Annotated in this window: 12 protein-coding genes and 1 pseudogene; all 13 read right to left on the bottom strand. The window is 53.8% G+C overall.

Going from position 1 to position 14394, the window contains the following annotated elements; genetic code table 11:
- Positions 1-10 precede the first annotated feature (10 nt).
- On the bottom strand, positions 11-2173 hold the full coding sequence (gnpA, locus tag INF30_RS10880; protein ID WP_226395197.1) for a 1,3-beta-galactosyl-N-acetylhexosamine phosphorylase: 2163 nt from the start codon (positions 2171-2173) through the stop codon (positions 11-13).
- A 232-nt stretch (positions 2174-2405) separates the two neighbouring features.
- Positions 2406-4448 (bottom strand): glycoside hydrolase family 13 protein, encoded by a 2043-nt coding sequence (locus INF30_RS10875; protein WP_226395196.1) that lies wholly within the window; start codon positions 4446-4448, stop codon positions 2406-2408.
- Positions 4449-4465: 17 nt separating this feature from the next.
- Positions 4466-6316 (bottom strand): ATP-dependent zinc metalloprotease FtsH, encoded by a 1851-nt coding sequence (gene ftsH, locus INF30_RS10870; RefSeq protein WP_076780200.1) that lies wholly within the window; start codon positions 6314-6316, stop codon positions 4466-4468.
- 17 nt (positions 6317-6333) lie between these two features.
- Entirely contained in the window at positions 6334-6861 is a 528-nt protein-coding gene (gene hpt / locus INF30_RS10865) for a hypoxanthine phosphoribosyltransferase (RefSeq protein WP_076780198.1), read from the bottom strand.
- Positions 6845-8254, bottom strand: a complete 1410-nt coding sequence (tilS, locus tag INF30_RS10860) for a tRNA lysidine(34) synthetase TilS (RefSeq protein ID WP_226395195.1) — start codon at positions 8252-8254, stop codon at positions 6845-6847. Before tilS ends, hpt begins: the two co-directional genes overlap by 17 nt.
- A 91-nt stretch (positions 8255-8345) precedes the next feature.
- A complete protein-coding gene (locus INF30_RS10855) occupies positions 8346-9749 on the bottom strand; it encodes a SpoIIE family protein phosphatase (protein WP_226395194.1) in 1404 nt (467 codons plus the stop codon).
- A 107-nt stretch (positions 9750-9856) separates the two neighbouring features.
- Positions 9857-10180 carry a septum formation initiator family protein gene (locus INF30_RS10850; protein WP_226395193.1) on the bottom strand — a complete coding sequence of 108 codons (324 nt, stop codon included), beginning with the start codon at positions 10178-10180 and terminating at the stop codon, positions 9857-9859.
- Positions 10181-10252: 72 nt separating this feature from the next.
- Positions 10253-10585, bottom strand: coding sequence for a spore cortex biosynthesis protein YabQ (gene yabQ / locus INF30_RS10845; protein WP_076780191.1), 333 nt, complete (start codon positions 10583-10585; stop codon positions 10253-10255).
- A 3-nt stretch (positions 10586-10588) separates the two neighbouring features.
- A complete protein-coding gene (gene yabP, locus INF30_RS10840; protein WP_076781142.1) occupies positions 10589-10873 on the bottom strand; it encodes a sporulation protein YabP in 285 nt (94 codons plus the stop codon).
- A gap of 49 nt (positions 10874-10922) precedes the next feature.
- Positions 10923-11162 (bottom strand): RNA-binding S4 domain-containing protein, encoded by a 240-nt coding sequence (locus INF30_RS10835; RefSeq protein ID WP_226395192.1) that lies wholly within the window; start codon positions 11160-11162, stop codon positions 10923-10925.
- A 139-nt stretch (positions 11163-11301) separates the two neighbouring features.
- Positions 11302-11595, bottom strand: a pseudogene (locus INF30_RS10830) (HU family DNA-binding protein); the annotation flags it as partial.
- A gap of 163 nt (positions 11596-11758) precedes the next feature.
- Positions 11759-12814 (bottom strand): phosphotransferase, encoded by a 1056-nt coding sequence (locus INF30_RS10825; protein WP_226395191.1) that lies wholly within the window; start codon positions 12812-12814, stop codon positions 11759-11761.
- Positions 12815-12894: 80 nt separating this feature from the next.
- A complete protein-coding gene (locus tag INF30_RS10820) occupies positions 12895-14244 on the bottom strand; it encodes a CCA tRNA nucleotidyltransferase (RefSeq protein WP_226395190.1) in 1350 nt (449 codons plus the stop codon).
- Positions 14245-14394: the final 150 nt, after the last annotated feature.

Raw genomic sequence — 14394 nt, 5'->3', positions numbered from 1 at the left:
CTTTTTCTTTTTAAATCTCGTACCAGTAGATACCGTTTGCCTCCAGGTCAAGGCCAAAGCTTGTGCCGTCTCCCTTGTACACAGTCGTGCTCTGGGGCTCGTAGGTATTGTTTACAACGCAGTACTTGCCGTTCTTCACATAGGCATGCACTTCCACATTGTAGTTGGTGCTGAACCATTTGTGCAGCTCGCCCTCATCGTGGGATGCCCACAGGATGGAGCGGTACAGGAGACGGCTGTTCTCAAAGCTATAGGGAAGTCCGCTGATGTAGACGCTGCGTCCCTTGCCAAAGTCATTGACAGCCAGCTGTACTTCTTTGTCATTCTGCTTCAGGATCGTAGTTCCCTCGTAAGCGTAAATATTTTTCTTTCCTTCACCGAAATCGATGTCGCCTTTGCAGTCCTCTGTGATGAAATGCTCGTGCTCATCCCAGTTATATTTGTCCACATTCAGAGTAAAGCCGTTCTCTTCCTCCACGCCCATGACTGTGGCCAGCTGGAAGAAATGTCCTTCATGCTGGTGCGCTGCCGGCTCGCCGACACCGATGAAACCGCCGCCGTTGTAAATAAATTTCTTTACAGCAGTGATGATCTTCTCGTCTGTCCAGTTCTCTCCTCCGGTGTAGGCTGTATCTGCATCGCCCACGTTCAGGATCACGTCAATGTCATCCAGTATCTCCGGGTTGCTGCGAATATCGTCAAAGCTGATCCACTTCACATCGAACGGTGCTCCGCTGAGGGCCTCGATGATGCCTGCGTAGGAGTAGTTCTGCTTATAGTAGATGGCGTGGTGCACCATGTGGTTGCCCCATGCTCTCATTTTACCCCAGCAGTTCAGGACCGCCACTTTCTTCACGCAGTAGGGAGTGGTTCCCTTAATGTTGTCGTACAGTGTGCGGAACTCCTGGCACACGCTCTCCACATAGTCGATAAAATCCGGGAACTGCATAGCCAGCTTCAGGTATCCGCCGTAGCCGATCCGGTCGATAGGGCTTCTCAGGATGGCACGTCTTGCTGTCACCCAGTTGATCTTCGCCTCCTTCACCGGGTCTCCTCCCTCGTGGAATGTATCCGGGAAGAAATAGGGAAGAAGACGTCCCTCTGTGTACTTCACGCCCTTGATGTCGCTGATCAGGCGCAGGGTAGATCCGTTTCCAACGCTTCCTACAACTGCGTCAATCCCAACATTCTTGAACTCGTCCATGAAAGGCTCCATGCCGATCCAGTGGTCGCCCAGGAACATCATGGCTTCCTTGCCGCACTCGTGGGTGATGTCCACCATCTCTTTTGCCAGCTTTGTCACTTCTCTTCTCTGGAAATCCTGGAAATCCCGGAATTCCCTGGAGGGGATGCGGTAGGTGTTGTTCATGTAGCCCTGGTCGATGATGTACTCGGGACGGAACTTGTAGCCCACTTCCTTCTCAAACTGCTCCAGGATATAGGGGCTCACAGATGCGGAATATCCGTACCAGTCTACATATTTCTCTCTGGCCAGCTCATCAAAGATCAATGTGAACTGGTGGAAGAAAGTGGTGTAGCGGATCACATCCACGTGAGGGTTCTCCGCGATGAACCTGCGCAGACGCTCCATGGAGTAAGCCTTTGTCTTTGGCTGGCGCACGTCAAAAGTGATCTGCTTCTCAAAATTGGTCCAGCCGTTTGTCACTGCATTGTACATATGGACCGGATCCCACATAATGTAGGCAAGGAAGCTGACTGTGTAGTCGTGGAAGGCCGCTGCGTCATGGATGGTCACATCCCCGGTCTCCCCGTCATAGCTCCATTTTTCCACCGGCACGACTTCCCCTGTGGTGCGGTCGATGACTTCCCACCATCTGGTGATATCATCATGGTCGTTCACTTTCAGCATATCCGGGTAGAGATGGTTCATCAGGTGGATGGAAAGCTCGCTCTCCACCGCTGTGTAGAACGGTGTCATGATATACATCTGCTGGATCTCATCCGGATTGGCCTTGGCCCACGCATTGTCCTTTCTTGTTGTGTAATATGTGGAGTAAACCTTCGCGTCCACGTTCTTCAGCTCTTCCGGATAATCCGTCCCGTCACAGTCACGGATAGCATCGGCTCCCCAGCGCTCTACCAGTTCCAGTGTCTCCGGTACAACGTCAACGTCTGTAGGTATCGTAACTCTTCCTTTTGTCTGCTCCTTCACTTTTTTCTCCTTTCTCTCATACAATTGTTTTTAGTTTCTTTCCCTGCACAGTCTTTGTACATTTTACTTAAAGTAAGCATATTCGAAAAGAGGAAATCCGTCAATTTGCATGTTGCTTACATTTTTAGGATTCTTGCTTTGATCAGAAAGCGCAGACCATTGTTACTAAAATCGCAATCAAAAAACCAGATGCTCCGCATCAGCCAATCGGAACATCTGGCTCTCTCTTTTATTAAAATTCCTTATTCTTCGCAATCAGCACAGACTGGCTTCCCATGTTCACCACGATCTCTCCATCGATCACGTGGATCTCGTCGAACTCCATGGTGTACCCCTCCTCATAGGAGTAAATCACCCTCCTCATGCTGCTCTTCATGGGTACGCCGATCACCCACACCGGCACCCGCACTTCCCGCAGCTCACTGCTGTGGTTGATGACAACGACAAACTGATCCGTGTCGTTAAACCTCCCGTAGGCCAGGACATTGTCCTGCTTCACCAGCCACTGGAGGGAACCTGTGCGGAACACCTCGTAATTCTTGTGTATGCGGATCAGCTCCCTGTGGTAGTCAATGAGTTCCTGATCTTCCTTTCCCCAGGGGTAGGTCCTTCTGCTGTCCGGATCTGTAAACCCGCACAGCCCCGCCTCGTCGCCATAGTAGATGGTGGGCGCTCCCACCCAGGTCATCTGGATGGCCACCGCCTCCCGCATCACAGGCAGGCTCACATACTCCTCCGCCTTCTCCGGTCCCAGGCTGCCGATTCTTCCCACCATATGATTGGTTCTTGTCAGGAACCGGGAGTGGTCGTGGTTGGACAGCTCATTCATGGCCACCTGCTGAGAGGGAGTGAGCATGTGGGACATATGGTGAAAAATAGAGCGCACAAAGCTGTCCGCGTTACCGTGGAGCTCCTCCCTGTCCTCATCGCTGTGCTTCTCCATCCCGGTCAGGAACCAGGTAACAGGCTCCATGAAGGCGTCATAGTTCATAACAGAGTCCCACTCATCCCCCGCAATCCACTCTTTCGGGTCCCCATAGTGTTCCGCCAGGATCAGCGCATCCGGTTTGGCCTTCTTGACCTCACGCCGGAATTTCTTCCAGAACTCGTGATTGTACTCTATGCTGTGCCCCAGATCCGCCGCCACGTCCAGTCTCCAGCCGTCCACATTGTAGGGGGGAGACACCCATTTGCGTCCGATCTCCAGTATATAGTCCTCCAGCTCCTTTGAACCCTCGTAGTTGAGCTTAGGCAGAGTATCATGCCCCCACCAACCGTCATAATTTCCGTTGTAGGGCCAGTGCTCGTCTCCGCTCTGGAAAAATTCAAAGAAATCCCGGTAGGGGCTGTCCGCGGAGACATAGGCTCCCTTTTCATACCCCTCCTGGCCCTCGTAGATCCGTTCCCGATCCATCCACTTGTTAAAAGAACCACAATGGTTAAAAACGCCGTCGAGGATGACTTTCATTCCCCTCCTGTGAAGCTCCTCCACAAGCTTGATAAAAAGCTGGTTGCTGGCTTCCAGGTTTTTCCTGTCCGTCACCCTCTTCTGATATTTCGTCGCATATACATTTTCCTTCACGCCCACCGGGAGAGGCTCTCCGCCGTCCTCTACGATGACACCAAAATGCGGGTCAATGTAGTCGTAGTCCTGGATATCGTACTTGTGGTTGGACGGTGAGACAAACAGGGGGTTAAAATAGATGACCTCCACTCCCAGATCCTGGAGATAATCCAGCTTCTCCATGACGCCCTTCAGGTCGCCTCCGTAGAAACGCCGCACGTCCATGGCCGCCGGGTATTCATTCCAGTCCTTCACATGTTCCACAGGTTCTCCGATATAGATGTACTCTTCGTCTTCCACATCGTTGGATGGATCTCCATTGCAGAAACGGTCCACAAAGATCTGGTACATGACCGCGCCCTTGGCCCAGTCGGGAGTACTAAATCCGGGAGCGATCTGGAACTCATACTCCTCGATCTTCTCCCTGGTGGCGCCAAACTGGTTATAATACCAGACTTCCTCCCCGGCGCGCACCCTGAAGCTGTAGTACAGATTCTCTTCACCAAGCTCCAGGGACACTGCATAGTAGTCAAACACCCCGGATGTGCTCCGCTTCTCCATCTCGTACTCTCTGCCGCCCGTCAGCAGGCAGACACTGTCCGCATCGCCTGCTCCGGTGCGGAACTGCAGTGTGACCTGCTGTCCTGGCAGTGGTTCCGGCGGGAAAACGTAATTTCCTGTTCCGTCGCAAAATAATGCATGTATGTTCATTCTATCGCCGCCTGACTTTATATTTCTGAAACCTCAATCCCTTCAAATAAGGACTCGAATTCCTCTCTTGTTATCTTTTCCTTCTCAAGGAGAAGCTCTGCGCACTTCTCCAGCACATTCTGGTATTTCCGGATAATATATTTGGCCCTTCTGTAGCACGCATCAATAATGTCTTTGACCTCCTGGTCAATGGTGCTGGCCACCTGCTCGCCGTATCCTCTTGAGGTGTGGGCCAGATCCCGGCCAATAAACACCTCATCGTTGTCATTGTCATAATTGACAAGCCCCAGCTTCTCGGACATACCGAATTTTGTTACCATGGATTTTGCCAGGCTGGTAGCCTGCTTGATATCCTGTGACGCCCCGGTAGTGATATCGTTGAAGATCTCTTCTTCCGCTACCCGGCCGCCCAAAGCCACTGTGATATCCTGAAGCATCTTGCCCTTTGTGTTGAACATCTCATCCTTCTCCGGCAGAGGCATGGTGTAACCTGCCGCCCCCGCCCCGGTAGGAATGATGGACACACTGTACACAGGCCCCACATCCGGCAGCACATGGAAGAGGATGGCATGCCCGGCCTCGTGGTAGGCTGTGATCTTCTTCTCCTTGTCTGAGATCACGCGGCTCTTCTTCTCCGCGCCGATGCCCACTTTGACAAAAGCCTTCCGGACATCTTCCTGCTGCAGGTATACCCGGCCGTCCTTGGCCGCCAGGATAGCCGCCTCATTGAGCAGATTTTCCAAGTCAGCCCCTGTAAATCCGGCTGTCGTCTGAGCAATCTGCTTCAGATCCACATCGTCTCCCAAAGGTTTACCCTTTGCGTGGACTTTCAGTATCTCTTCTCTTCCCTGTACATCCGGCCGGCCCACCACAACTTTCCTGTCAAACCGTCCTGGACGCAGGATAGCCGGATCAAGGATATCCACTCGGTTCGTGGCTGCCATGACAATGATACCCTCGTTGACGCCAAATCCGTCCATCTCCACAAGGAGCTGGTTCAGTGTCTGCTCTCGCTCATCGTGACCGCCGCCCATGCCGGTTCCCCTCCTGCGGGCAACCGCGTCGATCTCATCGATAAAGATGATGCAGGGCGCATTTTTCTTGGCGTCCTCAAAAAGGTCGCGGACGCGGGACGCACCCACACCGACAAACATTTCCACAAAGTCAGATCCGGAAATGCTGAAGAAGGGAACTCCCGCCTCGCCTGCCACCGCTTTGGCAAGCAGCGTCTTTCCTGTACCCGGAGGGCCCACCAGGAGAACACCCTTGGGGATCCTGGCTCCCACCTGTATATATTTTTTCGGAGCTTTCAGGAAATCCACGATCTCTTCCAGCTCTTCTTTCTCCTCCTGCAGGCCTGCCACCTGAGCGAAGGTGATCTTCTTGTCCTGCTCCGTGCTCATCCTGGCCCGGCTCTTACCAAAGCTCATAGCTTTCGCGTTGGCCCCGCCGTTCTGCCTGTTCATCATGTAGAAGAACAGGAAAAATGCTGCCAGTATGAGAAGCGTAGGGAAAATATTGGTCATAAACCAGTTCTCCTGGGGCACATCCCGAAGAGAGTAGGTCACGTCATACTCGTCCAGATAGTCCTGCACCTCGTTGACATCTGATACATAGACCTGTTTTGCCTCGTCCCCCTCCTGAGCGCCCACAACTGTGATCTCCAGCCGCCCGGTAGGTACATCCCGATTCTGGATGATAGTCACATCTGAAACCTGTTCATTTTCCACCAGGCTTTCAAAATCCTGGTAGGTGATCTGCTTATCCCGCTGATCGATCTGATTGGTGAACCAGAGCGCTGCAAACAGCAATGCCACACACACAAGCAGCGTGGCTCCGCTCAGTCCCCTGCCTCTTTTATCATTCAAATCTTTGCTGCTCCTTTCTACTCCACGCCTTCCACAACGCCGATGTAGGGAAGGTTTCTGTATTTCTGCGCATAGTCAAGGCCGTATCCCACGACGAATTCATCCGGAATGTTAAAGCCCACATAGTCCACGGTCACCGGTTTCACTCTCCGCTCCGGCTTGTCAAGGAGCGTGCAGAGCTTAAGGCTCTTCGGTCCTCTCTTCTCCAGGATCTGGATCAGGTAGGACAGTGTGCGCCCGGAGTCAATGATGTCCTCCACGATCAGCACATCTTTCCCTTCCAGCGACTCATCCAGGTCCTTGGCGATCTTCACCACGCCGCTGGACGCTGTCCCGTCGCCGTAGCTGCTGACACTCATAAAGTCCATGGAAACCGGGACCGTGATCCTCTTTGCCAGCTCACACATAAAGAACACGCCGCCTTTGAGGACGCAGATCAAATGCACCTGTCTCCCGGCATAATCCTCGCTGATCTGTCTGCCCAGTTCACATACTCTCTTTTCTACTTCTTCTTCTGACACAAGCTCTCTAATTGTCTCTGCCATCGTATTTTCCTCCCTTATCTATCGTGATCTCCAGTATCTTCTTCGTCTGTCCGGTCACTTCATACCCTTGCCCGCGCCGGTAACCGATCACCCACATGATCCGGCTTCCGTCTGCTGCCAGTAGAATACGGTCTCTCTCCCGGGACGGTATCTTCTCATTGATAAAATACCGGTTCAGCTTCTGCGTGGCTCCGTCCCTGCCGATCACCAGATAGTCGCCGGGGCGGCGGGTCCTGATAGTAACACTGTTTTCTATTATATCATAATCAAACCATTTCGTGTAGGGTGTTTTGGGAATTGCCTCCAGAGCGGGGCCGTCTATGTCCGCCGGGTCCAGAATGCGCATCTTTATCCTGTCTTTGTCCCACACCTCATTTTCCTCTTCCCGTGGAGGCTTCCAGTCTGAGCTGACCACCCGTACCCCCTCATAGCACCGGTAGGCTTTCATGCCGTAGGGAAGGCTGATCCTTCTGCCCACCTGCCTGTCAAACAGTTCCTCAAGGTCGTCAAAATGCACCGTCTCCAGATCTTTTGCCCTGCCGCTGACCTGCTCCAGCACCCACTTTAAGATGTAGGGCCGCAGCGCCGTATCTGTCCGGGCAAATCCCTGTCCATCTATCACCATCTCTCTTCCCTGTCCGTCCTCCCCTTCCCGGAGGCTGGTCAGGCCGGCTGCCGCCTTGTCTGTCTGCCTCTCCACATACTCCCAGAGCCGAGCCAGCTGTCCAGCTGTCCCGCACACATGGTCCACGAACCTGGAATTGACCTGCTCCTCCATATATGGAATTATATGATTGCGGATGCGGTTCCGTGTATAAGTATCCTCATAATTTGTGGCATCCATACAATAAGAAATATTTTTTTGATCCAGGAATGCTTCGATCTCCTCCCTGGAGGTATCCAACAGGGGCCGGATGTACTTCCCGGAGCAGGGCCGGATCCCGCCCATCCCCCGCAGCCCGGTTCCCCGGGCCAGATTGAGAAGGACCGTCTCCGCATTGTCATTCTTGTGGTGGGCCAGGGCGATCCTGCCGGCGCTCCATCTTGCGGCGGCCTCCTCAAAGGCCCGCCGTCTGGCTATGCGCCCCGCCTCCTCCTGGGTCATCCCTTCCTCCCGGGCCATGCGGCACACATCCACATGCACCACATCAAGCGGAACTTTCACCTCTCGGCACAGTTCCTCCACATAGGCCTGATCCGCCGCCGCGGCCTCCCCGCGGATGCCGTGGTTGACATGGACCGCCCGGACCGACAGATCGTACTCCTTCCGCAGCTCCAAAAGCACACAAAGCAGGCATACGGAGTCTGCTCCTCCCGATATGCCTGCTATAACCACATCACCCTTATCCAGCATCCCATGTGCGCGCACATAGTCTCTTATCTTTTCATACATGTCCTTTTCCTCCTGCCCGGATGGCAGGCCTCTTCGCTGTCTACCAAATATATAATACTATAAATAATCAGGAGAAAAAAAGCAAGCTCTCTCACACTTTCCATATCCCCACCGCAAGGACAGTCATATCGTCCGACGGCACTTCCCCCGACATTTCCAGCACCTGCTCCAGAAGATAGTGGGCCAGCTCGCCGGGATTGTTAATGCTGCTACCCCCTATGAGCGCCGACAGCATGGCCTCCTGATTTCCCACAGGCAGGGCGTCCAGCACTCCGTCCGTCACCATGATGACAAAATCTCCATCCCCAAGCTGCCGGGATGTTCTCTGGATCTCCAGCTCCTGGAGCACTCCCACAGGGAGCGTGGCGGAGCTGATCTTCTCCACCCCCGCACTGCTCCGGATAAAGGTGGTGGATGCCCCTGCCTTCATCAGCTCGCAGGATCCCTGGTAGAGATCGAAAATGCACATATCCACGGTGGAAAAACAAAGCTCCTCCCTGCCCGCCACCAGAGCCGTGTTCATCATCTGAACAGCCGTCTGGGGCGGGAATCCGGCCTCCAGCAGTTCCTCCAGCATCTCCACCACCATGGCGCTCTCCTGGAAGGCGTGCTCGCCGGAGCCCATGCCGTCCGAGAGGACCACCCCCTCCTTCCCGCCGGGAAGCTGAGTCATGGCAAATGTATCCCCCGATATCTTCTGACATCCCTTTCCGATCTTCGCCACCCCCTGGATGGTCTGAAAGCCCGGGCCTTCCATGAACACCAGCGTACCGTAGTTCTCGGTCACCACCGGGCACTCTCCCTTCACAAGCAGCATCTTCCGCCCCAGGCAGACGGACAGCGCCTCCGCCGCCTCCTTAGAGGCCACACACTGCCCCTTGGGAGCCCGCACCGTGAGATGAACCTCGTACCTGCCTTGCTTGGTCATAAAGAACACACTGGACAGAAGTTTCAGCCCTCTCCTTTTCAGCTGATTCTTCACTTTTTTCTGCAAGTGCTCATCCATGCAGATCCCCGCGTCCAGCTCACGGGCTGCATGCTGGACGAGATCTGCAAAGGCGTTCATGGACGCCGCGCACCCCTCACGGTTCATGACCATCTTCCGGCTCCACACGATCTTCTGCTTCTCCGCCTGAAAGACTTCCAGCGTCTCCCGCAGGAAACGGGGCGCCAGGATACACTTTTTCTGCAGTTTCCTCTTCAGTTCCACATTCAATTCTGCCCCGTACTCCTCGGCGGCAGCCATGATCTCGTAGACCATCTGTCTTGTCCTGTCTCTGCCTTCTCCCAGACACAGGCTCTTCCTCTCACATCCCCCGCACACCTTCTCCGAGACAGCGGCGAACATCTCGTCGATCTCCTCCCCTGTCAGCGTCCGGCGGCTCTTTTCCAGGCCCAGAAAGGTCTCAGAGAGATGCTTCAGAGAGCCCGCAAATTTGTCCATCTGGATCACGTAGGGATTGACAAAAAGTTCCTTTTCCTTAACCTCACCCATCGCTATACTCCCCTGCACCCACAGGCAGGCCAAAACTTCTGTCTGTGGAACAAAAAAGCTTTGGGACTCTCTCCCAAAGCTTCTCTTTTGCATACTTATAAAAATTCTTATTTTGCCTTAAAAATAATCTCATTTTCGTGAACCAGTCCCAGCTTATCTTTGGCTGTCTGCTCCACGTACTCATCTGTACCTACGTACTCTTCCAGATCTTCGATCTCCTCCGCGCGGTCCTTCTCGGCCTGGATCTCTTCCTCCAGCTCCTGCTCCTGCTCTATGTATGCACTGTTCTTGGCACGCAGCTCAATACTGCTCACCGAGACAATGACTGCCAAAAGCAGGATCACCGCACTGATGCCCAGCATACTCCTCCTGTGCTGCTGCACCTGTTTTTTCCGGCGTCTCGCCCTGTTCTTTTGTTTAATGCTTCCCATATTAATTACTCACCCATTTCGCCAGCTTTCACTGGTTATTATCTCTTATCTTATCTTTTTTCTCCTGCTTATTCAACCGTTTTCGCCGAATTTCCCCCTCCTCTTTGCGTACAATTTTTTTCGCAGTTTTCCCGGAATTTTCGACAGACAGGAGAAAAAAATACTCCCCAGCACAACACCTAGTATAAAATACCACCTGATGCTACCACTGGTAGTATGGTGAATTTGCACAAACATATAAAACGCTGTCGCCAGCCAGAAAAAAAGGTCCTCCGCAGCAATGGCCGCCGGGGCGTGGCGGACGATCCGCCGCAGCACGCGCAGGCATGTGTAGACACTGCAGACCGTCATTCCCGTCAGCACTGCCTCAAGGAAAGAAAGGCCCTCCACCTCTATCCCGTGCATGCGTCACCTGAACAGTCTGCTCAGTATATTTTCACCCGTCTTGGCCGCCGGATGCACCTCCGAGTAGGCCACACTGTCTATGGTCCCGGACAGATCCACTTCCCCTTTTTCCAGGCTCAGCCTGTTCACGTGAAGGTCAGATCCTTTGACCATCAGCATCCCCTGCTCTGTCTCCAGGAGGATCTCGTTCAGGTCAAAGGACAAAACATCCAGGACGCCTGTCACCAGGCTGGTCTTCCGGTTATTCACAACGAGCTTGTGCGCTCCCCGCACCTGTTTTTCTTCCATTGCCATCACAACCTTTCTTGATAATCATATGAAAGGCTGTCTGAGATTATTACAGATATTTGAACAGATCTTTCGCCTCTTCTTTTTTAGACGTGTCTTTTATGTCGAGGACTTCGACTTTTACAGTTTTTGTCCCGAACTGGATCTCTATGATGTCGCCCGGCTTTACCTTGACTGAGGCCTTTGCCACCGCGCCGTTCACCAGTACTCTCCCCGCGTCACAGGCCTCATTCGCCACGGTGCGCCTCTTGATCAGGCGGGAAACCTTCAGGAATTTATCAAGTCTCATACTGTCACCTCCCTGCGTTTTATGGACAAAACGGCACTGCAGCCTTCTCCGCCGCAGTGCCGTCTTATATTACGAAGTACCCAGCAGAATGCGCCAGGGGCACATCCTGTCGAACTTTTCACATAAACCGCAACAAAATCTATGCGTTCACAGCATCCTTTAAAGCTTTGCCAGCTTTGAACTTCGGAGCCTTGCATGCCTCGATCTTCATTGTCTGGCCTGTCTGAGGATTTCTGCCCTCTCTTGCAGATCTCTTGCTCACTTCGAATGTACCAAAGCCTACAAGCTGTACTTTCTCCTCTTTCTTTAACTCTTCTGTCACTACATCAACAAAAGCTTTTAAGGCCTTCTCAGCATCCTTTTTGGATATTTCTGCGTTCTCAGCAATAGCTGCTACTAATTCTGTTTTGTTCATGGATAACTCCTCCTTCGACTTATGATAGAACCCTTATCATATTCTATTCAGCTTATTGTACATCCTGCGCTGCATCTTGCAGAGCCGCCGGACGTCTTTCAATAAAGTTATACAGGTTTTCCCCCTGTTTGTCAAGGGAAAATCCCCGAAAAACCCGGTATTTTCAAGGTTTCTGGGCTTTTTACAGAGAAAATGAAAACAACTGTTCCAGGAACCGGCTCTTCTCCTCTGTCTGCATGACCACGGTCTTTAGTTTCTCCACATTCTTGGCCGGGATCCATGCCTTGTTGGAGCAATAGTAGGAATCAGCCAGCTTCCAGAATTTCTCCGGGTAGATCAGCCGGATCTTCAGGTACTCTATCTCTGTCCCGGACAGAGGCCGGATGGCGCTGTAAGCATCCAGCATGTGATCCCCGCTCCGCACATTCCACCCATGCTTCTCCATGGCCTTCCGCAGAAAATAATATAGGTCTTCCATCTGGATACCCACCCTGCATCTGTCGAAATTGGTGATGGCGTACCCGCCCGCCGTGACAAGGATATTGTGATAATTGTAATCCCCGTGGATCATCGCGCCATTTTCCCTGGCTCCGTCCCAGAGTTCTCCAAAGTCTGTGCGCTCCAGCTCCTCTGCCGCCTGCCGGGCCCACTCGTACATGCCGTCAAAGCACCGGAGGAATTCCATCTCAAACTCCCCTTTGGGCGACTGTCCCCGCATGAACCTGCGGATCTTTTTCAGCTCCCGGTTGTGCCTCTCATACTCTTTTTTCAGGCTCTCCGGCTCAAAAGCCGCATCGGCGGCAGGACTTTGCGCTCTTTCGCCGCTGTCCTCCTCCGGTCCGCTCTCAGGCTCTGGATCGGGGCAAGGCGGCACCTGCTGCATAAACCGGTGCAGGTGGGCGAGATTTGCAGTCCCTTCCAGAAGTTCCCGGCTCTTGCGGATATCGCACTCCCTTCCCCTGAACCACTGCTTCAATATATAGTTCCGCCCTTCCGGGGACGTGCTGACATACTCCCCGTCGCAGTTGGCCACAGGCAGGTCCGTCCGCATATTCCCCTCCCGGTACAGATGGACTCCCACATGCCGCATCAGGAGGACCTGGCGCCTGGACACCCCCGCCTCCCGGAGCAGAAAAAGTCCCTGGTCTGTATCACAAAAAAACGCACCCCTTGTTTTGCGGGTGCACTTTACATTGATTGGATATTGCTCCAATATACTCAATTCGTAATCCTGCATATTACCGTCCCCTGCACATTTCCAATATCATGTTCTGTTTAATGTATGACAGCGAAAACGGTAATATGCCTGTTCTCTTTTTACTTCTTTTTCTCTTCTGCCAGTTCCAAAAGCCTGCTCTTCTCGTTGAGCTGCGGATCTTCGATCACCGCCTCCAGCAGACTCTCCAGCACCACGCCCAGCTCTTTCCCCGGCCGAAAGCCCGCCTCGATCAGGTCCCGGCCGTTGACGGCCAGGTCCTTGAGCGTGACGCACTCCTGCCTGGCCAGGCTCTGCCTGTAGAGTGCTTCCACTCCGTCTATATCTGCCAGCTTCTCCTCCCTGAGATAGGTACTCTGGGCCAGCACATCCGCCCGGCGCACCTCCAGGTACAGAGGGAACAGATCCAGACCGATCCGGTTCATGGCTCTCCTGACATATTTTCCCTGGACCGGCATCCGGTAATCGTGGTAGCGCACCAGGACCGCCACTTTCCTCTGGGTCTCATTGTCAAACTTCAGCCTGCGCATCACGTCCCTGGCGATCTCCTCGCTGCGCAGGGCGTGCTTCTTAAAATGCGCGACTCCCTCCTCATCCACGGTCTTCAGGTCCGGCTTTCCCATATCGTGGAACAGCATGGCAAGCCGCAGCACCCTGTCCGGCCGCACGTTTAAAAGGGCGTGGAGAGTGTGCTCCCCCACCGTATACATGTGGTGGGGCGTCTCCTGGGACGTGTCCATGATCCGGTCAAACTCCGGCAGGAACCAGGCGGTGATCCCCAGCTCCCAGGCGGTCCGCAGCATATCCGGCCGTCCGGACAGAAGGATCTTCAGAAGCTCCGTCTGGATCCGCTCGGCGCTGATCTTCTGCAGGGTGGGGGCCAGCGCCTCCATTCCTTCCCGGGTCTCCTCCTCCAGCCGGAAGCCCAGCTGGGCCGCAAAGCGCACGCCCCGAAGGATGCGCAGGGCATCCTCACTGAACCGCTCCCTGGCATTACCCACACAGCGGATCACTCCCCGCTCCAGATCCTCCATGCCGCCGAAGATGTCCACCAGCCCCTCCTCATCGCTGTAGGCCATGGCATTGATGGTAAAGTCCCGGCGCAGCAGGTCATCTTTCAGGTTCCTCGTAAAAGTCACCTCTTTGGGATGCCTGCTGTCCTCGTAGGCCCCGTCGATCCGGTAGGTGGTCACCTCGAACCCCTCCCCGTCCAGGAGCACGGTCACTGTCCCGTGCTGGATCCCTGTGTCAAAAGTCCGGGAAAACAGCTCCTTTGTCTGCTCCGGCGTGGCGGAGGTGGTGATGTCCCAGTCCTCCGGCTCCCTGCCCAGGAGACTGTCCCGGACGCAGCCGCCCACCGCCCAGGCCTCAAAGCCGGCGGCTCTCAGCGTGCCAATGATCTCTTTCACTTTCTCCGGCATGGATATATGTGTCTGTCTGACGCCATTCATATCTATCAGTCCTTTAAAATCTATTTTCGTGTATATATCATATCCCATTTCCTGTTTCAGGCGCAAGATAAGGGCGGAAGTTTTTGTCCTTCCGCCCTTGTATATTCTCTCTTCGCATACGGTGATCCCGCTGCGCCTCCGCCCCGGAGG

Origin of the sequence: Claveliimonas monacensis (genome assembly GCF_014982975.1) — a bacterium.
GTDB classification, from domain to species: Bacteria; Bacillota; Clostridia; order Lachnospirales; family Lachnospiraceae; genus Claveliimonas; species Claveliimonas monacensis.
This window is presented reverse-complemented; position numbering and strand designations above follow the sequence as displayed.